This is a genomic window from Changchengzhania lutea (assembly GCF_006974145.1).
GTDB lineage: Bacteria > Bacteroidota > Bacteroidia > Flavobacteriales > Flavobacteriaceae > Changchengzhania > Changchengzhania lutea.
Genome location: NZ_CP039456.1, coordinates 1,540,170 through 1,562,000, shown reverse-complemented (window position 1 = coordinate 1,562,000; position 21,831 = coordinate 1,540,170). Strand labels below are relative to the sequence as shown.

The window sequence follows — 21,831 nt, the reverse complement described above, 5'->3', positions numbered from 1 at the left end:
ATAATAAAATGAAAACCCAGAAAGATCTTATAAAAGAATTTATTGATTTTGAAACACAGCATAGTTTATTTGATTTAAAAATAGAAAACATTAATCTATGGCAATTCATTAGATTTGAAGTATGTTTCCTATTAGAAAAGGAACTTGTTACCAAATATTCTGAACAAACAGATAAAAATTCAAAAACTATATTAAATGGTTTAAAAGAATTTGCAGTAAATAGCATATTCAATAATCCTTTCAAAATTAAAAAACAACAGACCGATTTACTCATTTTAAATCACCCCAGAAGAAAATTTAACGGAGAACATTTTCTTGATATATATACAGATCCTTTTTTGTGTGAATTAAATCCGGACTACATTGTTTTAGAGCAGTTTTTCAATTTAAAGCATTTGAGACCTACTAAAACAAAAAAAATGTATTATTTAGACATGATAGAGTTTCCATCAAGAATTGTAGATTATTTGCCATTCCAGAAAGGATTAAGTGAATATGATTTTAATAAAATTAAATCTCTTGAGTTGTTAATTTGTAAAGAATGGAAATTAAATTCATTTTCCATTAGTAAGTTGGCTTATAGAAAAGTTAAAAGATACAACTACTTAATTCCTAAACTTGAAAAATTAATTACTATAATAAATCCAAAGAAGATATTAATGGTTGTTTCTTACAGTTTTTTAAACCAACTAATTACCATTATTGCAAAAGAGAGGGGGGTACCAGTTGCTGAATTGCAACACGGAACCATAAGTGGGTATCATATCGGTTACAATTTTCCTAAAGGGATTGAAGTGCCTTCGTTTCCAGATGCTTTTTTAGCTTGGGGGAAGGCTTGGATAAATGGGGTAAGTTTTCCAATAAAAAAAGAACATGTTAAAGTAGTGGGATTTGCAAATATTGAAATAGAAGAGTCTAATATTAATGTAAACAAAAATCCAAAGCAAATTGTCATACTTTCACAGTTAAGGACTGATCTGGCTAATTTTTCCAACAAAATAGCATTACAAATGCCATCTTACAAAATTATATTCAAAGCTCATCCGGGTGAATATTCTAATGCAAAATTGAAATATAAAAATAATTTTACTGCTCAAAATGTAGAAATAATTGATAATGATAATATTCAATTATATGAATTATTTAAACAAAGTACTTTTGTGATTGGAATTAATTCAACTGCTTTAATTGAAGCTTTATATTTTAATTGTAAAGTGGTTATTTTAAAATTATCAGGTTGGGAGTATTTTGAAGATTTGAAAGAAAGTGAACAAATACATTTTACGAATAACGACATTGAAGTTGTTGAAATACTAAAGAGAACTTACAATATAAATATTGAAAATAAGACAAGTGATTATTTTGAAAGAAATGCAATTATAAACATAAAAAAACATCTAGATATATTGAATGAATCTTAATATTAAAGAACTAAAATTCTTATTAAAATAATAAGTTAATAAAGTAGAAATAGAAAGTTCATTTAATTGGATTTTTTTAATATTGTGTTATATGATAAAAAATTGCAATATAAAACATATTACACTTAAAAATGATGAAAAATAATCAATCAATTTATCTTATTTTAATTATCCTTTTTTCTTTAAATCCGTTTTTTGGTGTATTTGCTTTAGTGAACTTATTATTTATAATAAAATATAAAAACGATAAATTTTATAATTTATTAATCATTTTTTTATCAATTTTATTGTCTCTAATAAATATAACTAAAGTTCCAGAATCAGATTTGTTAAATCATGGATTAAGGTATTTGCAATCTGGTGATTTTAATTTTCCGGCATATCTTATTCATCAAAGGAAAGAACCTATTTATTATATTTTTGATTATATTTTATATCATTTATCAAACGGCAGCCTTAATGCTTGGGTAATCTCATTTACTTTTTTTTCATATTTTTTCATATTTAAATCAATTCTTTTATTTTTTAGAAAAATTAAAGCCTCTAGAATTCAAATAATTTTAGGTTTAATGATTGCTGCTTTTTTCCCTCTAATATTTAGTTTATCAGCCCATTTGATTAGGCAATTTATTGCAAGTTCAATATTTATTTATTTTGCAGTAAATAAAATATTTTATAATAAAAATAAGTGGTGGTTAATAATTATAGGTGTATTTACTCATTCTTCATCTGCTTTAATGTTTCCTTTAGTTTATTTAAGTTTTTTAGGAGATTTTAAAAATAAAAAAGCATTAAATATATCATTGTTAATAATATTAACATCTTATCAATTTATCGCTAGTATATTATACGAAATTTTAGATGGTAAATATCCAATGCTGTCATATATTTTAAAAAGAGCGAGTGGAGATACCACATATGATCTTGGAGAATTTCCTATTATTAATATAATAATTATCTTAATAATGATGGTTATTACAGTTCTCTATAATTCATTTTATGTAAATTCTTCCGAAAAAAAAAGTGTTAGACATTTTTTTGCTATAAGTTGGTTTTTATCCATTTTTATTCTTTTCAATACGCATCAGTCAGAACTAAGTCTTAGAATGTTTTATTATTTGATTTTCTTTTTACCATTTATTATTCCTTTAATGTTTAAAAAAGAAAATGTCATTAATACATTTTTTGTTTATGTTATGTGTATTGGTTTAAGTTTTTATTTTTTATATAAATTAGTCTATGGCACATGGACTTATGCTCCATTATTGGAATTATTGTCAAATAGTATTGTGTCATTTTCGAAAGGGCCTTAAAAAATATATCTAAGTTTCCGTTTCAAATTAATAATATTTAAGTTTAGTTTAAAATATTTCATCAATTCAATATTCAATTCAAATATGCAAAAAGATAAAAACGGGAATATTTATTTTATTTCAAAATGGGCAAATTGGCAAAAGTATAGGTTAGAAGTACTAACAAAATATGCTCAAACTTATGATTGTAAAGTTGAAATTCTTACAACAGGGAAAATTAAACCTTATTTAAAAGGAAATGACCGAGTCATTTATAAATTATTTAAATCGATATTCCCACAAAATTATAAATTTAGTCTTATGCCAGGGATTTTATGGTATATAATTAAAAATAGACCCAATACAGTATTATGTGTTAATAATTCAACTCAGTTAACAGAATATTTAGCAATATTTCTTTGTAAAATTTTAGGCATCCGATTTGTTTGGTGGACTCATGGTTATGATCATGGAATAAGTAAGCTCCCTAATTTTATAAAATATTTAAAAAGGAAATACGTTTTATTTTTTTTAAATAAAGGAGATTCTATAATAGTCTTTGCAGACAAGGGAAGAGATTATTTAATTTCCAATGGAATATCTTCAAAAAAAATTTTTGTAGCACCTAACACGCTTGATACTTCAAAACTAATTGAGCAAAAAGAAACTTTAAAGCAGCAAATGAGTTATGAAGATATTTTAGTTGAATTAAATTTAAAAAAAGATGACAAGATTATTTTATTTAGTGGTCAATTGAATAAAAACAAAAAAGTTGAGAATGCAATTTATGCTACTGAATTGGTAGCTCAACATATACCTTCTATAAAATTGGTTGTGATTGGGGGTGGTTCAGAATATAATCACTTAACTGATATAGCTAGACAGCGTATACCTAATAATTCTGTTTTTTTAGGTGATTTATTTGATGATCTTATTTTAGCAAAATGGTTTTCAGTAGCTCAGCTATATATAATGCCAGGTTATGTAGGGTTAGCAATTATCCATGCCTTTTCTTATGGATTGCCTTTTATTACAGAAAAATTATCCTATCATAGTCCTGAAATCCATTTTCTTAAAAATGAAGTAAATGGTTATATGGTGGCTGAAAATAATATTGAAGAATTGGCAGAGAAAATATCATATTTATTAGTAAATGATAAAGCAAGACTCTCATTTGCTCAAAATGCGTTTTTAGTAGTTCAAAATGAAGGTAATATTGAAAACATGATTGATAAAATGAATAAAGCGTTAACTATAAAAACGTAATCCAATTATTTTAAGAAAAGTATCGAATAGATGATTTAGGTGTTTGTTAATAAAAAAATATTTTACACCTTTAAGAATTTTAAAAGGAATTATTAATTAAATTATAATGAAAACAATTTGGATTTTTTTTTATTATTTCATAGGGTATACTACTCCACACTGGTACTTTCCTGCTGGAATGTTTTTTTCTAAAGTTAGAGCCTTTTTAATAAAAAAAGTTTTAAAAGAAAAATGTGGTTCAAATATTTTGATTCAGGGAAAAGTACTATTTGGTAAGTTTGACGATGTATCAATTGGAAACAATACACAGATAAGTGAGCGTTCACGTTTACGTAATGTATCAATAGGTAATGATGTCTTAATTGCACCTGAAGTATATGTTTTACATTCAGGACATGTTTATGATAAAATTGATTTGCCTATAATAGAGCAGGGAGAGACATTTTATCCTAAAACGAATATTGAAGATAATGTTTGGATAGGAGCAAGAACAATAATATTACCCGGTAGACGAATTGGTAAAGGTGCTATTGTTGCAGCGGGTTCTGTAGTAGTGAAAGATGTTGAGCCTTATAGCATAGTTGGAGGAAATCCAGCTGTTTTAATAAAATTTAGAAAATAATTAAAATATGAAAAAAATATTAGTTACAGGAGGAGCAGGAATGATTGGTTCTAATCTGGTTAAAAAATTAGTTGATGAAGGTCATGAAGTAGGAGTTGTAGATAACTTGTGGCGTGGAAAGTTAGATTATTTAAACAGTAATAATGGAGAACCAGTAATTGATTTAGATACCAATTTTTATAATTTAGATCTTTCTATTCCTAATATTTGTGATTCTTTAATTGCAAAATTTGATTACGTTTACCATTTAGCAGATATAGTGGCAGGCATTGATTATGTTTTTGCAAATCAAGGAAGTTTATTTAGGCAAAACAATTTAATAAACTCAAATATTATTGACTCCGTTAGAAAGTCGAGTAAAAAACTGAAAGGTTTTATATATGTTGGTACAGCTTGTTCTTTTCCTTTAACAAGACAAAATTCATTAGATGTAATACCTTTAAGAGAAGAAGAATTATACCCAGCACTGCCTGAGTCAGCTTATGGGTGGAGCAAACTAATGGGGCAGTATGAAACAGAGTTGTTAGAAAAAGAAACAGAAATACCAACCTGTACGTTAATGTTTCATAATGTTTATGGTTCACCTTGTGATTATGGAGAAAGAAGTCAGGTTATCCCAGCGTTAATTAGAAAAGCTATTAATTATCCTACTGAAGAGTTTAATGTATGGGGAAGTGGAGAGCAAGGACGTGCATTTATACATGTTGATGATGTTGTTAATGGTCTTGTTTTGGCTTTAGAAAAGGGATGGGGACATGGACATATCCAGTTAGGACCTTCAGTATGTACTTCTATTAAACAAATAGCAGAAAGTGTTGTTAAAATTTCAGGTAAAGACATTAACATTTTTTATGATGTTACAAAACCAGAGGGTGATAAGGCGCGTAGTGCAGACTTTTCAAAAGCAAAATCTATTTTAGGATGGGAACCAAAAGTAGATTTAGAAGAAGGGTTGAAAAAACAATATAAATGGATATTGGATCAAATTGAAAATGAAAAGTAATATTGTCACTAAAGTTTTAAACGAGATTGACTCTGTTAAAACAAATCATAACATTGGAGAAAAGAAAATTCTAATAATAAATGCTCAATGTGAATCAAATTTAATGCAAGCGGCTATAGGTAAGTTAGATTCTGGGGAAATGATTGACTTACATAAACATGAAACAATGGAAGAGTTTTACTTTTTTAAAAAAGGGGAAGCCATTTTAACTATTGAAAAAAAAGAAATTTTTTGTACATCAGATACTTTTGTTAAAGTTCCAGTAAATGCAATACATTCTTTAAAAGCCATTAAAGATGTACAATTTATTTATTGGGGGGTTGCTATTTAATTTATGAATACAAAAAAAAAATATTTTAATATAAAAATTGAATTTGATTCAAAAAGAGTCGATTCAATAATTCAGGAAACTATTGTAACTAATAAAAAGGGATATGTTTGTTCTGTCGAATCAAATAATTTAACAGTTGCAAATAGAGATGAAAAGTTTTTAAAAGTCTTGAATAGTGCACTAGTTAATATTTGTGATGGATCTATTTTAGCAAAAATATTAGGTTTTATACACAAGAAACCTTTTAAATCATATATTGGAGCAGATTTATTTATTAAGTATGTAAATATGTGCAAGTATAGACAATATTTTTTAGGTAATACACAAGAAGTACTTGATGGACTAAAAAATAATCTTTCTAAAATAGATCCTAAAATAAATTCTATGATTTTTCAAGAGTTGCCATTTAGAAAAGTGGAAGAGTTTGATTATAGAGGAATAGCCGAAAAAATAAATAAAGATAAACCTGATATTATATGGGTTTCATTAGGGGCACCAAAGCAAGAGATTTTTATGAGTATGCTTTTGCCGTATTTAGAGAAAGGTGTGATGTTTGGGTTTGGTGCAATATTTAATTTTAATTCAAGTGTAGGTTCTGTAAATAGAGCGCCTAAATTGTTCTTAAATTTGAAACTTGAATGGTTATACCGTGCTTTTGAAGAACCTAAAAAAAATATTCCGCGTTATTGGAGTTTTGTTAAATTGCTGCCATTCTTAATTAAAAATGAAAAAAATTAGCAATAAAATTTATTAGTTTTACAACTTAATAAAAAAATTGTATTTAATGGAAAGAATAATTTTCTTACATACTAAGAGTCTGTTTAAGAATTTGTGATTAGAATTTTTATAGGCTATTTTTGTTGCAGTATGAGGCAAAATTTTTAAACATAGCCTAGTTACGGTTCAAAATTTTAACGAAATAATGCGCAAAAAGAGGCATAAAAAATAATTGACGAAATCTTGAACAGACTCTAAATAATTATAAAATTAAAACATAAAATCTCAAAAGGCTTATGTAGATAATGGGAATTTTATTCAATCATGAATTTTCATTAAGAGGATAATGTAAAACGGAATTTTGTAGGTAATTATCATAAAATAAAGAAAAAACACTTATAATTAGATCTAAGTGATTTTTGTTTATAAACTTAATAGAAGAATTTTGGAGAGAGAGAATCTTTTATAGGCTCGTAATTCACATATTACAGGATTATGAATGATTAGGAATATATAAATAGTTTTAATTAAAGATGTCATATTTTAATATAAATTCTGAGTTTAATCAAAATACAGCTTATTCTATAATACGAGACGCAATTTTTAAAAAAGAAAAAAATTATGTATGCTCAGTTGAAAGTAATAATTTAACCGTTGTAAATAAAAAGTATAATTATCGAATTGGTTTGATAAAGACGTTTTTATTTTTATCTTTTGCTTTTTTTTTTCCTATAAGTCAAAAGATTTCAACAATTAATATTGGACTTTTATTAATTGTTACCATAATCAGTTTTAAATTTTCTTCTTTTTATTTTAAAACAGGGCTTGTTCTTCCCATTTGTCTTTATGTTCTTTATTGTATATCGTTATTATATTCTTCGGAAATGCAGTTAGGGATTATTGAACAGAAAGCTTCTTTATTGGTCTTCCCAATTATTTTTATGTTAAATAAAAGTTACAAAAATCATTTCAATTTAATTTTAAAATATTTTGTATTGGGATGTATATCTGCCTTGATTATTTGTGAAATAAATGCCTTTTATTCTTCAATGGATTTTTCCAATTTTATATTTGATTCGAGAATAGATAAAAGTATGACTTTCTATGATTCTCTAGTTTATGACCAAAATTTTTTCTTCAGCTATAATTTTTCTTTTATACATCAAGCAGTCTATTTTTCAATGTATTTTCTGCTTGCTATTGCCATCTTATTTTATTACAAGATTTTTAAAAGCAGTATAATACAAAATGCTTTTCTTATTTTTTTATTTTTTGGCATTTTTCAGGTCTTGAATAAAGCTTCATTTATCATACTTTTTCCTATTTTAATGATAAAAGTTTATACTGTCATAAAAAATAAGAGGAATGCTCGAATTTATATCCTTTTATTTTTTATATTTTCTGTTCCTATATTCATTTTGAATCCACGATTTAAGAATTTCCAACAAAAAAGATTCATTATAAATCAATCTGATCTAAAGGTAAAAGATTTCAAAAAAATTAGAAACATAAAATCCAATGATTATAATTTTAGAGTGATGTTATGGGCATCTGCATTGGATTTAATAAAAGAAAACCCATTAATTGGTATTGGGGCAGGAGGCTCACATAATAGGCTTTATGAAGTATTCGCAGTAAAAAGGCAATGGTATGATAAAACTGAAAAGTACCACGCTCACAATCAATATTTACAAATACTTTTAGATTTAGGCATTATTGGTTTTTCTGTTTTTATTTTTTTACTTATTTCTTTTTTATGTAAGGTTTTCAAATACAACAATGAAAACTTAAAATTGATTGCGATTAATTTTGCCTTAATTATTATAATAAATTTTTTGTTTGAATCGATGTTTGAACGATATTCTGGAATTTCTTTTTTTGTGTTTTTTTATTGTTTGTTCATTTCTGATTATTCAACAGAGGAAAGGCTTCAAGGAACTTGACATAATTGTCTCTTGAAACTAAATTTAATACAAATGATTTTTGTTAACATACAATTAATAAAAAAGCAACCTTCATAGATGTTCTTTAATTTTTTTGCATAAATAATTTAAATAATATGATAGTAAAAAATATATGTTGCATTGGCGCAGGTTACGTTGGTGGGCCAACCATGGCCGTGATTGCTAAACAATGTCCGGGTATAAAAGTAACCATAGTCGATATTAATGAAGCAAGAATAGCTGCATGGAATTCAAATAATTTAGATGAACTACCTGTATTCGAGCCAGGGCTAGAAAGCATTGTAAAAGAAACGCACGGTAAAAATCTCTTTTTCTCTACCAATGTTGAAAAAGCAATAGATAAAGCCGAAATGATTTTTATTTCCGTAAACACACCTACCAAAACCTATGGTAAAGGAAAAGGAATGGCAGCCGATTTAAAATATATTGAATTATGCTCCCGCCAGATAGCAAGAGTGTCTAAAAGCGATAAAATTGTGGTTGAAAAATCAGCACTTCCAGTTCGAACAGCATCTGCCATAAAAAGCATTTTAGAGAACACAGGCAACGGTGTTGAGTTTCAAATACTATCAAACCCAGAATTTTTGGCCGAAGGAACAGCTTTTCAGGATGTGTTAAATCCAGATCGTGTGTTATTAATCGTTAGGTTATTTAGTTCTTATAAGATTGTCAGGCAGCATATCTGGCGTGTCTGTGATGAAAATATTTTTTCACTTGTGGTTTGTCCTTTTTTCTTTTGTTCATAAAATCATTGATATTTTCCTTTAGCTGTTCCTTGTTGATCGCCCTTTTCTTGCCGATAATATTGGTCTTCAGATCTTGGTTGACGTATTCCTGGGGATTCAGTTCCGGGGAATAGGGCGGGATGAACAATACTTCGATCTTATCATTGTTCTCCTCTAGCCATTGGTCAAGTTTGATGGTCTTGTGGGCGGGATGGTTATCGGTAATGAAAAATATCTTTTTATTGCTATACTTTATCATCAGTAGCAAGAACATCTTAAAGACCTCGCTGTTGAAGCCCTTCTCCATCAACATGAACTGCAGATGCCCCCTGTTGCTTATTGCGGAGATCATATTGACCGTGTATCTTTTCCCCGTTGCCTTTATTATAGGCGTTTTTCCTTTAGGGGCATAGCTCTTGCCTGCCTGGTGGTCGCTCCTGCAGCCCGTCTCGTCCCCAAAGTATATTATCGCTCTTTCTGCCTTTGCCCTTTTTTCTATCGCCGGATATTCTTCCTCCAGCCATTTCCGTACGTTTTCCGGCTTTTGCTCGAACGCCTTTCTTATGGGCTTTTGGGGAGTGTACCCCCATTTTTTCAGGTAGCGCCCTACCTGCCAGCGCGACAGCTCGACGCCGAACTTCTGCGATATCAGCTGCTGTACGGCTTCCCTTGTCCAAAGTCCGAAGGGGAGCTTCAACTGCTCGGGAAGTTTTTCCCTGATAAGTTCCCGCACCTTATGGGCCTGGTCCTTCTTGAGTTTCATGCCGCCCTGCACACCACGTTTCCTGCTGCACAGCGCGCGCTTGCCGCCGGCCCTGTACCGCGCCCATATCTTGTTTACCGAACGCTCGGTGATACCGAAAATCTCGGCGGCCTGTCTCTGGGTGCCCAATTTCTTGCGGAGATAATCGGCCACACGCAACCGTGTTTCCTCTTGGGCATCTTGGTTCTTACGCTTCTTCACCTTTGTTTTCATACAATAAAGATACGTAAAATTTTCAGCATAAGAACTAATTTATGCTCTTATTAATAATTGGTGGTGATAATGATACTACAGAAGGTAAAATGGCGGTGCAGGCTTTATGCGATATTTATAAAAATTGGATACCTGAGGAAAAAATATTAAATACAAATATTTGGTCTTCAGAACTTTCAAAATTAACCGCCAATGCGTTTTTAGCACAGCGTGTATCATCCATAAATGCTATGTCCGAAATATGCGAAAAAACAGGAGCAGATGCAAGGGAGGTTTCAAAGGCCATTGGGATGGATTCAAGAATAGGTCCTAAATTTTTAAATACTTCAGTAGGATTTGGAGGATCATGTTTTCAAAAAGATATTTTGAATTTAGTGTATATTGCTAAAAGTTATCAGGGCAAACTCACACTTTTATTCCTAAGATCTTAATAAGATAGTTGTTATCGTAAGCCGCTTTTAGCCTTTTTCCTTTTAGTCCTTGCTTGGTTTGTTTATCTTTTCTTAGCAAGTTTAGTGCAATTTTGCTTAGTATAGAGAAATTTTGGGCAGCATTACCAGCTCTTTTTCTTGAGGCGTCTTCAGAGAAAGCCACATCGAGTACCCAATGTAGTTTGTTTTCAATTCCCCAATGTAAGCGTATCATTTTCTGTAGTGCTTTTGCATCTGTTTTCACACTTGATATATAATATCTTGTAGCTGTTTCTGTTGGCTTGTCGGAGTTTTTAAATTCTCTAATACTTTCTACTTTTACTATACTTTCCAGCCCTGTCCATTTATCTTGGTCTTCAATAAATTTAAAGTCATTGATAACACTACATTTTCGTGTTTCTATCCTGCCGTGTCCCAGATCTTCATCGGTATGGCTATCTATAGTCTTGCCAAAGCGAAATTCGTCTAGAATATCTTGATGCAATTGCTTTTGGTTTTCTTTTACAGCTAAGATGTAATCTGCTTCTTGTTTAATAATAGTTTCTGCAATAGCCTTTTGACAGCCCATGGCATCAATGGTAACTACACATCCTTTTACAGTAATTAGTTCCAGTAGTTTTGGTATGGCCGTAATTTCATTGGATTTTTCAGAAACCTTGACCTGTCCTAAAACCATATTGTTTTTGCTTGCCCAAGCACTTACCATGTGAAAAGGGGATTTCTTACCATTAGATTTAGCACCTCTCAAGGTTTTACCATCAATGGGAATAACCTCGCCAGCCGTTATATCAATCAAATTAGAGACCCAATCTATAAAACAGGTTTCAAATTGTTCTGAATCAATGGAAGAGAACACTCGGTTAAAGGTGTCATCAGAGGGCGTACCATTTGGCAAATCAAGAAATGAACGCAAAAAATCTACTTTTGCTTTGGCATAAGTTTCCATATCTTTCCATGAATCTGCCGCACAAATCACACTAATTATACCAATAAGAAGGATGTCTTCTAAGTTATGAAGCTTGTTTATATCGCTTCTAGGATCGTTTATCTTACTGAATATAGACTTGAATTTGTTCATTGTTTTTAAAACACTTAAATTATTGATTATCAGTATAATATACAATAATTTAAAATGAAAAACAACAGCTATCTAACTAAATATCAGATAATTAAGTGTGTTTTTAAGTAAACAAAATGGCTGAAAAAAGTGTGAGTTTGCCCTGTAAAAGTTATGGGCTAAATGAAGTTGCCGATTATTGGGAGCAAGTCATCATAATGAATGAGCACCAGAAAAATCGTTTTTCGGATAATATAGTCAGTACACTTTATAATACCGTTTCAGGCAAAAATATAGCATGTCTTGGTTGGGCGTTTAAAAAGGATACTAATGATACCCGAGAATCACCGGCAATTAAAGTAGCTGATAGTCTTTTGAACGAAAAAGCCATGCTTTCTGTATACGATCCCAAAGTTTCAGAGGAAACAATTTATGCAGATTTAGACTATTTAAACACGCGTACGTCTTTAGAAAATGAGACATTACTAAAGGTTCACAACGATCCTTATGATGCCTTTAAAAATTACGATTGGGACAGCATATATAAAAATATGCAAAAACCTGCTTTTATTTTTGATAGAAGAGGAGTCTTAGATATAAAGTCTTTAGAAAAAATAGGTTTTGTGTGTTATAAAATTGTTAGTGGGTCTTAATGTCATTCAGAGCTCAAGGCAGGGAAGCGAAGAATCTCAAAGCTGTTGCATTGTGTTATTATAGTGTTTGAATTCCCATGATATAAGATTCTTCAATCGCTGTGCTCTTTCTGAATGACATGGCATTTTCATTATTAAAAGGGTACTGTCATTCAGAGTATAACTCAGTGAAGCGAAGAATCTCTCAAATTGTTAATATTTTTTTTTACTATTTAAGATTCATCACTCATTGATTTCCATCAGAAGGTCAATTCATGTTAACCGAACAATTTCGGAATTGGATTCCTAAACTGTTCGTTTTTACTTATCTTTGTATATGATTTTAAGAGAAGCACATAAAGAGCTTTTAAATTTGTCTAAACAATACAAGGCCATAGCAATAGTTGGACCTAGACAGTCAGGAAAAACAACATTGGTAAAATATGCGTTTCCAGACAAGCCTTATGTAAGTTTAGAAAATCTGGACACAAGAAACTTTGCTTTAGAAGATCCAAAGGCGTTTTTGGAACACTATTCTAACGGTGCTATACTAGATGAGGTACAGCGAACGCCAAAGCTATTTTCATATTTGCAACAAATATTAGATGAGAGCAATGAATCAGCTCAGTTTATACTAACAGGCTCTAACAATTTTTTATTGCAACAAAGCATGACACAAAGTCTAGCAGGAAGAGTTGGCTACTTAACCTTATTACCCTTTTCGTTAGCTGAAATAAAAGATATAGCGCCAAAAACTGTTCAAGAAAAGTTGTTTAAGGGTTTTTATCCGCCATTATATGACAAACCTTTTGAAATTCAAAAATGGTTTTCAAATTATATTAGAACCTATATAGAAAGAGATGTGAGGCAATTAAAAGGTATTGAAAATTTAGTTGTCTTTGAAAGGTTTATAAAATTATGCGCGGGTAGAATAGGCCAATTATTAAATAAGAATACGTTGGCCCTCGAAGTTGGAGTAGATAGTAAGACCATAGAATCTTGGATTGGGGTGTTAGAGGCTAGTTTTATTCTATTTAGATTACAACCACATTCGAGTAATTTTAATAAACGTGTTGTTAAAATGCCTAAATTATATTTTTATGATGTGGGTTTAGCTAGTGCTTTACTGGGAGTGCAAAATGCAAAACAGTTAGATTTACATCCTTTTAAAGGAAATTTGTTTGAAAATATGGTTGTTGTAGAACTTTTAAAAGAGCGATTTAATAAAGGGAAACCTAATAATTTATATTTTTGGAGAAACAGTAAAGGGAATGAAATTGATGTGGTGATAGATAATTTTAATAAATTAATTCCTATTGAAATAAAGTCAGGAAAAACAATTACTAATGATTATTTTAAAGGGTTAAAATATTGGAATCATTTAACAGGTTATAAAGGAGGAAAAGTTGTTTATGGAGGAGAAGATTATCAAAAAAGAAGTAATAACTTTGAAGTAATTCCTTTAGACTTGATACCTAAAAAAATTAAAGATTAAAAAAAAGAAAATGAAAAGAGTTTTAATAACAGGAGCAGCAGGATTTTTGGGGTCACATTTATGTGATAAGTTTATTTCTGAAGGATTTCACGTTATAGGAATGGATAATTTCATTACTGGAGACATAAGGAATTTAGAGCATTTAAAAGAAAATGCAAATTTTAAGTTTATAGAGCACGATGTTACAGAGTTTATAAATATCGAAGGAGGGTTAGATTATATTTTACATTTTGCATCACCCGCCAGCCCTATAGATTATTTAAAAATCCCAATACAAACATTAAAAGTAGGCTCGTTGGGAACGCATAATTTACTTGGATTAGCAAAAGCTAAAAATGCTAGAATTTTAATTGCATCGACTTCTGAAGTTTATGGAGATCCTTTGGTACATCCACAAACAGAAGATTATTATGGAAATGTGAACACTATTGGCCCTAGAGGTGTATATGACGAAGCGAAACGATTCCAGGAATCCATAACCATGGCATATCACAGATTTCATGGCTTAGAAACACGAATTGTGCGTATATTCAATACCTATGGTCCAAGGATGCGTCTTAACGACGGACGCGTTATACCGGCATTTATGGGACAAGCTTTAAGAGGGGAAGATTTAACTATTTTTGGGGATGGTTCCCAAACACGTTCCTTTTGCTATGTAGATGACCAAGTAGAAGGTATTTATAAGTTACTATTTAGTGACTATGCCTACCCAGTTAATATTGGAAACCCTTATGAAATTTCTATAGGAGATTTTGCAGAAGAAATTATTAGGCTCACGGGCACTACACAAAAAGTGGTATACCATGACTTGCCTAAAGATGATCCGCTTCAACGACAGCCCGATATTAGTCTTGCAAAAAAAATACTTAATTGGGAACCAAAAATCCATAGAGAAGAAGGGCTTAAAAAAACCTTTGCGTATTTCAAAACATTATCATCAGAGGATTTATACAAGAGTGAGCACAAGGACTTCAAACACCATATAAAAAATTAAATTGAATAAATTCAAACAAGGAAGGTACTCTGGTTTTTTAAAACCCATGTCACTTATCATAGATTTGGGAATCATTAATGGTGCTATTTTCCTATTTGAAATAAATATTATAAATATCTATGCCTTTACGCTATACGTCTCACTGTGCTGGGTAATTATAGCTTTTAGAAATCATTTTTATGAGATACAAAGACATACTAGACTCATCCAAATTATTACGCTCATTTTAATTCAAATTGTTTTTTTTTTCATTGTTCTTTATGCGTTCATCGGTTTTTTTAAGCAGCCTAAAATTAGCAGATTAGCCCTAGGAAACTATTTGTTATTAGTATTTGCTTTAGTAAGTTTTGTGAAAATTTTGCTATTTTATGTGTTAAAAAAATACAGGTCTGAGCTGGGAGGAAATTTAAGAAACGTCATTGTTATTGGAGAAAATGAAAAAACCCGCCAGCTCATTAAAATTTTTAAAACAAGACCAGAATTTGGATATAGGTTTAAAAAGCAATTTACTACGAAAGATGATAATTTTTCACTTCAACAGTGTTTTGCTTTTATAGTTGATAACGACATTAATGAAATCTATTCCTCAGTAGCGGAGTTATCAAATAAACAGATAAATAGACTTATTGATTTTGCTGATAATAACTTAAGGGAATTAAAATTTATACCAGATAATAAGGACATCTATACTAAAAAACTTAAATATGAATATTATGATTATATCCCTATTATATCGCTAAGAACGATCCCAATACAGGACTCTTTCAATAAATTTATAAAAAGACTGTTCGATATTATCTTTTCATCGTTCATTATCATTTTTATTTTATCATGGTTAACACCAATCCTGGCAATTTTCATAAAATTGGAATCTAAAGGCCCTGTCTTTTTTAAGCAATCAAGGAATGGCTTTAATTACCAAGAGTTTGATTGTTATAAATTTAGATCTATGACACCCAATAAAAATGCCCACTTATATCAAGCTAAAAAAGGAGACCAAAGAATTACCAAAGTGGGCAAATTCATTAGAAAAACGAGTATCGATGAATTGCCCCAGTTTTATAATGTGCTTTTTGGAGACATGTCCGTAGTAGGCCCACGACCGCATATGGTGAGCCATACCAACTTGTACGCCCAGAGAGTAGATAAATTTATGGTACGTCATTTTGTGAAGCCAGGTATTACTGGGTTGGCACAAATAAGTGGTTTTAGAGGGGAGATTGAAAGAGATAAAGATATTATTAACCGCGTTAAATACGATATCTTTTATATCGAAAACTGGTCGCTATTATTAGATTTAAAAATTATGATCCAAACTTTTGTGAATGCACTAAAAGGTGAAGAAAAGGCTTATTAATACATATTGAATCCTTTAGTTTCCATTATAATCCCAACATATAACTCTGAGGTATTCATTTCGGAAACTATTCATAGTGTTTTAAATCAAACTTATTCGGAATGGGAACTCCTAATAGTTGATGATGGTTCAGATGATAATACGGTGGACATTATCAAGGAATTCCAAAAACTAAATTCAAACATAAAGCTTCTTATAAATGAAAGAAATCAAGGCGCTGCCATATCCCGTAATAAGGCAATAAACGATGCAAAAGGCGATTATATAGCTTTTTTAGATGCCGACGATTTATGGCTACCACATAAGCTAGAAACACAAATCACTTTTATGAGAGCCGAAAACTGTGTGGTGAGTTTCAGCAGTTATGAATTGATTGATGAGTTGGGCAATACACTAAATAAATGCGTAAAATCTCTACCGGTTTTAAGTTATAAAAAATTACTCAAAAGTAATTATATAGGGAATCTAACGGGAGTCTACCATGTAAAAACATTAGGAAAAATCACATCGCCTAACCTACCTAAAAGACAAGATTGGTTATTGTGGTTAGCTGCTATTGAAAAGTCTGGGAAACCCGCCAAAGGAATTGAAGAATCCTTAGCATATTACAGAATTAGAAACAATTCCATGTCCTCAAACAAATTAAATTTATTAAAACATAATTATTGGGTATATTATAAAGGATTAGGGTTTTCTACAATAAAATCAATCTACTGCATGCTGGTTTTCTTAAAAGAACATGTTTTTGTAAAATCGAAACAGGTTGTTAAGACAAACGTTAGCCCCAAATAATTATTAGGAATATAGCTTTGTGAAGTGTATTCCCTCCTTGAGGAGGGCTAGGGAGGTGTTATTTGATATGTATTACACCCCTATAATCCCCTCAAGGGGATAACCAATCACGTGTAAATAACTTAGATGTCTTGTTTTCAAGAAACTAAATTTAACCTTATATCATATCGAACTCATGTTACAAATAAGACTTAAATTGCTTTAGTTTGCCCCTATTTGATCGGTCTAAACTTTGCTTTTGTTCAAAAGTAACGGTTAAATTAGGTTCTAAATATTCAGAAATAGCTGTTTTTATTTTCGTTTTTTCTTTTTCAGAAAGCACTTTCAAACTCACATAGCTTATTATAAATTCATTGAGTGTTAGTTGCTCAATAGTAAATTCTTTGACATTACCGTCTTTCTCAATCACGGTTTTGGTAACATAATAAAATGTTAAGCCTGCTGCAGTTTTACCACTGGGGAGTTTCACCAAATCGTTGGTTCTCCCAACTAGGGATTCTAGTATGGGTTTTTTTAAGGTGCTGTCTGTAGAAAGTTTACCCATATCTCCAAGGTCGTATCTTATAAAGGGATTTGCCTTGTTGTAGAGTGATGTGATAACCACACGGCCTGTTTTACCGTAAGGCAAAGCATTATTGTCCTCATCTAAAATTTCAATAAACAAATCATCACTATTCACCTGCCATTCGTTATGTTTATTTTGAAATGCGATTAGGCCTACTTCTGCAGCACCATATTCATTAACAATAGGAATGCCAAATTGAGATTCTAAAAGGGCTCTATCATCATCAAAAAGCATTTCAGAGGTTACAATACAAGCCTTCAAAGATGGACATATAGTACTTAAAATAATGCCTTCTTCCTCTAGATATTTTGAAAGTTGAACAACAGCGCTTGTGTACCCATTCATATAATCAAATGGCGTTGTTTTAAATTTTTCAAGAGTACGTTCCATTTGATTAGCGCTTAAATCGAAAACCGAAAACCGAAACCGTTTACCTAGCACATCCTTGAAACGCTCTTTATAATAGCCTTTTTTATCTAGAGGAATCCCATAAAATCGAGCTTGCTTTGACCGATCCAAATCTAAATTAAACCAACTGTATCGATCCATAAATACAGCCCAAGTAAGTGCATGGCAGAATTTATCTTTTGCAAAAATAAAAGGATGGCCAGAAGATCCGGAGGTTTTATTGGTGTATACACTATTTGAATAATACCCTTTAGAAAGCCTGTCAGGCAAGGGAACCTGTAAATCACACTTAGTCATTATTGGAAGGCTAGACCAATCTGATGGATTTGCAAGCTTTGCAAGGTTTTTATAATATGGGTTATGGTGTAAATGATAATTTACAATGGCTTTTTTTTTTCTCTCTATAAATTCTGAATAATTGTCATCTCCTAAACTTTGGATCGCTTTTAATTCGGCTTTAGCCTCTTTTAAAGGAAAGCCATTCAGTTTTAATGAAAGTGTGAAGAATTTCAAAAATGTAATCTTTAATTAATACTGTAAAGTAAAGAAATATTTAAGAACTAAAACCCTGAAATTCTTCCGTAAAAGATTTAAAATAATTCTGTTATCAATGTAAAAGCATTTATTTTTACCATCCATAAGAAAACCAATCATAATGAATATTTTAATTCTAGGTTCAGGCGGAAGAGAACACACTTTTGCATGGAAAATTGCTCAGAGCCCCTTGTGTAAAAAGTTATTTGTGGCACCAGGAAACTCTGGTACCGCCGAAGTAGCGACCAATGTGAATATCGGTGTCACAGATTTTGAAGCTATTAAACACCTAGTTATTGAGAAGCACATTGATATGGTGGTTGTCGGGCCAGAAGACCCCCTAGTAAATGGTGTTCATGATTTCTTTTTAAATGACGATGCCATAAAACATGTTTCGGTTATTGGACCACAAAAGGCGGCTGCAACCTTAGAAGGCAGTAAGGAGTTTGCTAAAGAGTTTTTGTATCGTCATGATATACCAACAGCAGCATATAAGAGTTTTACTAAAGAAACTGTTGACAATGGCTATGTTTTTTTAGAAACATTAAAGCCTCCTTATGTTTTAAAAGCAGATGGTTTGGCTGCGGGAAAAGGCGTTGTTATTTTGAATGATTTAGAAGAGGCTAAAGCCGAATTAAAAAGTATGCTTGTCGATGCCAAGTTTGGAAAAGCAAGTACAAAAGTGGTTATTGAAGAGTTTTTAGACGGTATTGAATTGAGTTGTTTTGTGCTGTCGGATGGTAAAAATTATAAAATCCTTCCAACAGCAAAAGATTATAAACGCATTGGCGAAGGCGATACAGGCTTAAATACGGGCGGTATGGGCGCGGTTTCTCCAGTACCGTTTGCTACACCCGACTTTTTGAACAAAATAGAAGAACGCATTGTAAAACCAACCATTGAAGGATTCAAAAAAGATAATTTACCTTATATCGGTTTTGTGTTTATTGGATTGATAAAAGTTGGAGATGATCCTAAAGTTATTGAATATAATGTAAGAATGGGCGATCCCGAAACTGAAGTGGTGCTGCCAAGAATTAAAACCGACTTTGTAGAAATTCTGCAAGCCATGGCGAATAGTACCTTAGATCAAATTAACATAGAGATTGATGATCGGACGGCTACAACTATTATGTTAGTATCTGGAGGTTATCCAGAAGCTTACGAAAAAGGAAAGGAAATTTCAGGAGTAGATACTATTAAAGATTCTATTGTTTTCCATGCCGGTGCACAATGGCATGATGGAAAAATAGTGAGCTCTGGCGGACGTGTTATGGCGATAACCTCTTATGGGAATGCGTATCAAGAGGCCATAAAAAAATCCTATCAAAATATAGAAAAACTACATTTTGATAAGATGTATTATCGTAAAGATATAGGGTATGATTTATAAGTAACTGTGCGCAGAGATACTTTTATCCTCTTCATTATTGTCATCGGAAGTTTTAAGCTGCTTCATCCAATAAAGCATGGCTAAAAAACCAACAATTATGAAAAGCCAAGATACGATGTTAGCAGCAAACCAGCTCTCTAGTTCTAAAGCGCGTAAGGCATCAAACGGCGCAAAAAGCACATCAACAAATAAATCTTCTATAGCGTAAAAGAAATCTTTCATAGTTAGTATATTTACAAAGCAAAAATACAAAAACCATTAATGATTACAAGCATTTTTAGTAAATCTAAGCCAATAAATTTTATCGTAGTTTTTTTTATTACGCTGATGGCTTTCGTAATCGGAAGATTTAATTTAGGTATTAATGGCGTTACTATACTATTTGTTTTTAAGCAAATGGCCTTATTTGGCTTATGCTACCTTTCTGTTTTACTGCTCAACTTTATTGTTGGAAAAAATGAATTAACAAAAAAAAGCAATTATGAGATGTTGTTGTACAGTTTGTTTTTACTGGTCATAGTACAGGTTACTACCAATAATTATATCATTATTTCTAACTTTTTCGTGCTATTGGGAATAAGACGAATGATTAGCTTACGGTCTCAAATAGATGTAAAAAAGAAATTATTTGATGCTGCCTTCTGGATAGCTCTTGCAACGCTATTTTATTTTTGGTCTATTCTATTTTTTGTACTCATTATAGTGTCTCTCTTCTTGTACACAGATAATAAAGTCAATCATTGGGTTATTCCTTTTACAGGCATATTGTGTGTTTTTGTTATAGGTGTAGCTATTTCAATCATTTGGTATGATGGTTTTTTTGAGGTCTTTAGAAGTTTGCCTCAATGGAGTTTCAATTTTAGCACATATAATACAACACAATTTATAATTGCGATAACCTTACTGTTTTCATTTGGCATTTGGTCTTCGCTATTTTACATTAAGAATATTAAACAGAAAAAGAAGGGGTTAAGGCCATCCTATTATATTATTTTAATAGCTGCTTTTTTAGCCTTTATACTTATGATTCTTGCCCCAGAAAAGAACGGTTCCGAATTTTTATTCCTGCTTGGGCCACTAGCAATCATTATAACCAATTATATAGAAAGCATTGACGATAAATGGTTTAAGGAATTTTTTTTAGCAGTATTGATTATAGTGCCTTTTGTTTTATTAATGCTGTAATTTTTCCCCAAAAGCTAAATCGCCAGCATCGCCTAATCCAGGAACAATATAGCCTTTGTCATTAAGCTTCTCGTCTATAGCCGCAATCCACAAATGGGTATTTTCATTAAAGGTTTCATTTATAAAATCAACGCCTTCTTGAGCACCAACTATGCTAATTAAGTGCACTTCCTTTGGTGTTCCAAATGGCTTTAAAGCTTCAAAAGTCGCCAACATAGATTGCCCTGTGGCCAACATAGGATCTGCCAAAACAAGTGTTTTGTTTTCCAGATTGGGGCATGCTAAATATTCAACAATAATTTCAAAACTTTCAGGGTCATGCTTATGGTGTCTATAGGCCGAAATAAAGGCATTTTCGGCAGTATCAAAATAATTTAGCAAGCCATTATGCAGAGGGACTCCAGCTCTTAATATGGAGCAAAGAACGATGTCATTATTCAACATATTACTCGTAGAAGTGCCTAAAGGGGTTTTAATAGAAGCACTTTTATAGCTTAGGTTTTTGCTCATTTCGTATCCTAAAATCTCACCAATACGTTCAATATTTCTTCTAAAACGCATGCTATCTTTTTGAATATCAATGTTTCTTATTTCTGAAATGAAGGTGTTTAATATGGAATTTTGATTCGATAGATTATGAATATGCATAGGTTATTGTCAAAGTTTTG

18 protein-coding genes and 5 pseudogenes are annotated in these 21,831 nt (G+C 31.2%); 18 read left to right on the top strand and 5 right to left on the bottom strand.

The genetic code is table 11. The annotated features are described in order from the left end of the window. Positions 1–8: 8 nt before the first annotated feature. The 10 genes and pseudogenes from FAF07_RS07275 to FAF07_RS07235 form a co-directional block, all read left to right on the top strand. Positions 9–1,421, top strand: a complete 1,413-nt coding sequence (locus tag FAF07_RS07275) for a hypothetical protein (RefSeq protein ID WP_142784471.1) — start codon at positions 9–11, stop codon at positions 1,419–1,421. Positions 1,422–1,552: 131 nt separating this feature from the next. Beyond that, positions 1,553–2,734, top strand: a complete 1,182-nt coding sequence (locus FAF07_RS07270; protein WP_142784470.1) for an EpsG family protein — start codon at positions 1,553–1,555, stop codon at positions 2,732–2,734. A gap of 84 nt (positions 2,735–2,818) precedes the next feature. Further along, a complete protein-coding gene (locus tag FAF07_RS07265) occupies positions 2,819–3,979 on the top strand; it encodes a glycosyltransferase family 4 protein (protein ID WP_142784469.1) in 1,161 nt (386 codons plus the stop codon). 454 nt (positions 3,980–4,433) lie between these two features. Continuing rightward, positions 4,434–4,601, top strand: a pseudogene (locus FAF07_RS19065) (DapH/DapD/GlmU-related protein); the annotation flags it as partial. Positions 4,602–4,608: 7 nt separating this feature from the next. After that, positions 4,609–5,604 carry an NAD-dependent epimerase/dehydratase family protein gene (locus FAF07_RS07255; RefSeq protein ID WP_142784467.1) on the top strand — a complete coding sequence of 332 codons (996 nt, stop codon included), beginning with the start codon at positions 4,609–4,611 and terminating at the stop codon, positions 5,602–5,604. Then, positions 5,594–5,935 (top strand): cupin domain-containing protein, encoded by a 342-nt coding sequence (locus FAF07_RS07250; RefSeq protein WP_142784466.1) that lies wholly within the window; start codon positions 5,594–5,596, stop codon positions 5,933–5,935. The genes FAF07_RS07255 and FAF07_RS07250 overlap by 11 nt, the downstream gene beginning before the upstream one ends. Before the next feature lie 3 nt (positions 5,936–5,938). Then, complete coding sequence (locus FAF07_RS07245) at positions 5,939–6,673, top strand: WecB/TagA/CpsF family glycosyltransferase (RefSeq protein WP_142784465.1); 735 nt, start codon at positions 5,939–5,941, stop codon at positions 6,671–6,673. Positions 6,674–6,997: 324 nt separating this feature from the next. Next, a pseudogene (locus tag FAF07_RS19060) lies at positions 6,998–7,155 on the top strand (IS1595 family transposase); the annotation flags it as partial. 30 nt (positions 7,156–7,185) lie between these two features. Then, positions 7,186–8,595, top strand: coding sequence for an O-antigen ligase family protein (locus tag FAF07_RS07240; protein ID WP_142784464.1), 1,410 nt, complete (start codon positions 7,186–7,188; stop codon positions 8,593–8,595). Positions 8,596–8,711: 116 nt separating this feature from the next. After that, positions 8,712–9,254, top strand: a pseudogene (locus FAF07_RS07235) (nucleotide sugar dehydrogenase); the annotation flags it as partial. A 31-nt stretch (positions 9,255–9,285) separates the two neighbouring features. Here FAF07_RS07235 and FAF07_RS07230 read toward each other — a convergent pair. Further along, entirely contained in the window at positions 9,286–10,317 is a 1,032-nt protein-coding gene (locus FAF07_RS07230; protein WP_142784028.1) for an IS630 family transposase, read from the bottom strand. A gap of 50 nt (positions 10,318–10,367) precedes the next feature. Here FAF07_RS07230 and FAF07_RS07225 point away from each other — a divergent pair. Further along, positions 10,368–10,712 (top strand): annotated as a pseudogene (locus FAF07_RS07225) (nucleotide sugar dehydrogenase); the annotation flags it as partial. 10 nt (positions 10,713–10,722) lie between these two features. Here FAF07_RS07225 and FAF07_RS07220 read toward each other — a convergent pair. Then, positions 10,723–11,826: an ISAs1 family transposase gene (locus FAF07_RS07220; protein ID WP_142784254.1), complete on the bottom strand. Its 1,104-nt coding sequence runs from the start codon at positions 11,824–11,826 to the stop codon at positions 10,723–10,725. Between the two features lie 146 nt (positions 11,827–11,972). Between FAF07_RS07220 and FAF07_RS07215 the strand changes: the two are divergent. The 5 genes and pseudogenes from FAF07_RS07215 to FAF07_RS07195 all read left to right on the top strand — a co-directional run. Continuing rightward, positions 11,973–12,458 (top strand): annotated as a pseudogene (locus FAF07_RS07215) (UDP binding domain-containing protein); the annotation flags it as partial. A 316-nt stretch (positions 12,459–12,774) separates the two neighbouring features. Then, positions 12,775–13,932, top strand: a complete 1,158-nt coding sequence (locus FAF07_RS07210; protein ID WP_142784462.1) for an ATP-binding protein — start codon at positions 12,775–12,777, stop codon at positions 13,930–13,932. A 10-nt stretch (positions 13,933–13,942) separates the two neighbouring features. After that, on the top strand, positions 13,943–14,929 hold the full coding sequence (locus FAF07_RS07205) for a UDP-glucuronic acid decarboxylase family protein (RefSeq protein WP_142784461.1): 987 nt from the start codon (positions 13,943–13,945) through the stop codon (positions 14,927–14,929). Positions 14,930–14,975: 46 nt separating this feature from the next. Then, positions 14,976–16,286, top strand: coding sequence for an undecaprenyl-phosphate glucose phosphotransferase (locus FAF07_RS07200; protein ID WP_142784460.1), 1,311 nt, complete (start codon positions 14,976–14,978; stop codon positions 16,284–16,286). 6 nt (positions 16,287–16,292) lie between these two features. Then, positions 16,293–17,078: a glycosyltransferase family 2 protein gene (locus FAF07_RS07195; RefSeq protein WP_142784459.1), complete on the top strand. Its 786-nt coding sequence runs from the start codon at positions 16,293–16,295 to the stop codon at positions 17,076–17,078. 178 nt (positions 17,079–17,256) lie between these two features. Here FAF07_RS07195 and FAF07_RS07190 read toward each other — a convergent pair whose 3' ends face one another. Next, positions 17,257–18,564, bottom strand: coding sequence for a phenylacetate--CoA ligase family protein (locus FAF07_RS07190; RefSeq protein WP_142784458.1), 1,308 nt, complete (start codon positions 18,562–18,564; stop codon positions 17,257–17,259). 142 nt (positions 18,565–18,706) lie between these two features. On the opposite strand from FAF07_RS07190, the gene purD reads away from it, so the two are divergent. Further along, positions 18,707–19,978, top strand: a complete 1,272-nt coding sequence (gene purD / locus FAF07_RS07185) for a phosphoribosylamine--glycine ligase (protein WP_142784457.1) — start codon at positions 18,707–18,709, stop codon at positions 19,976–19,978. Here the strand turns inward: purD and FAF07_RS07180 are convergent. Then, positions 19,973–20,200, bottom strand: a complete 228-nt coding sequence (locus FAF07_RS07180) for a DUF6341 family protein (protein ID WP_142784456.1) — start codon at positions 20,198–20,200, stop codon at positions 19,973–19,975. The genes purD and FAF07_RS07180 overlap by 6 nt on opposite strands. Positions 20,201–20,305: 105 nt before the next feature. Here FAF07_RS07180 and FAF07_RS07175 point away from each other — a divergent pair, with 105 nt between their 5' ends. Continuing rightward, entirely contained in the window at positions 20,306–21,163 is an 858-nt protein-coding gene (locus tag FAF07_RS07175; RefSeq protein ID WP_142784455.1) for a DUF6427 family protein, read from the top strand. Here FAF07_RS07175 and upp read toward each other — a convergent pair. After that, the gene (upp, locus tag FAF07_RS07170) at positions 21,152–21,811 is read right to left on the bottom strand and encodes a uracil phosphoribosyltransferase (protein WP_142784454.1); all 660 of its coding nucleotides are present in this window, start codon (positions 21,809–21,811) and stop codon (positions 21,152–21,154) included. The two genes, FAF07_RS07175 and upp, sit on opposite strands and share 12 nt — an antisense overlap. Positions 21,812–21,831 lie beyond the last annotated feature (20 nt).

Bases quoted from the DNA above. Each gene is read 5' to 3' on its own strand.
- FAF07_RS07275 (WP_142784471.1), top strand. From the start codon at position 9: ATGAAAACCCAGAAAGATCTTATAAAAGAATTTATTGATTTTGAAACA.
- FAF07_RS07270 (WP_142784470.1), top strand. From the start codon at position 1,553: ATGATGAAAAATAATCAATCAATTTATCTTATTTTAATTATCCTTTTT.
- FAF07_RS07265 (WP_142784469.1), top strand. From the start codon at position 2,819: ATGCAAAAAGATAAAAACGGGAATATTTATTTTATTTCAAAATGGGCA.
- FAF07_RS07255 (WP_142784467.1), top strand. From the start codon at position 4,609: ATGAAAAAAATATTAGTTACAGGAGGAGCAGGAATGATTGGTTCTAAT.
- FAF07_RS07250 (WP_142784466.1), top strand. From the start codon at position 5,594: ATGAAAAGTAATATTGTCACTAAAGTTTTAAACGAGATTGACTCTGTT.
- FAF07_RS07245 (WP_142784465.1), top strand. From the start codon at position 5,939: ATGAATACAAAAAAAAAATATTTTAATATAAAAATTGAATTTGATTCA.
- FAF07_RS07240 (WP_142784464.1), top strand. From the start codon at position 7,186: ATGTCATATTTTAATATAAATTCTGAGTTTAATCAAAATACAGCTTAT.
- FAF07_RS07230 (WP_142784028.1), bottom strand. From the start codon at position 10,317: ATGAAAACAAAGGTGAAGAAGCGTAAGAACCAAGATGCCCAAGAGGAA.
- FAF07_RS07220 (WP_142784254.1), bottom strand. From the start codon at position 11,826: ATGAACAAATTCAAGTCTATATTCAGTAAGATAAACGATCCTAGAAGC.
- FAF07_RS07210 (WP_142784462.1), top strand. From the start codon at position 12,775: ATGATTTTAAGAGAAGCACATAAAGAGCTTTTAAATTTGTCTAAACAA.
- FAF07_RS07205 (WP_142784461.1), top strand. From the start codon at position 13,943: ATGAAAAGAGTTTTAATAACAGGAGCAGCAGGATTTTTGGGGTCACAT.
- FAF07_RS07200 (WP_142784460.1), top strand. From the start codon at position 14,976: ATGTCACTTATCATAGATTTGGGAATCATTAATGGTGCTATTTTCCTA.
- purD (WP_142784457.1), top strand. From the start codon at position 18,707: ATGAATATTTTAATTCTAGGTTCAGGCGGAAGAGAACACACTTTTGCA.
- FAF07_RS07180 (WP_142784456.1), bottom strand. From the start codon at position 20,200: ATGAAAGATTTCTTTTACGCTATAGAAGATTTATTTGTTGATGTGCTT.
- FAF07_RS07175 (WP_142784455.1), top strand. From the start codon at position 20,306: ATGGCTTTCGTAATCGGAAGATTTAATTTAGGTATTAATGGCGTTACT.
- upp (WP_142784454.1), bottom strand. From the start codon at position 21,811: ATGCATATTCATAATCTATCGAATCAAAATTCCATATTAAACACCTTC.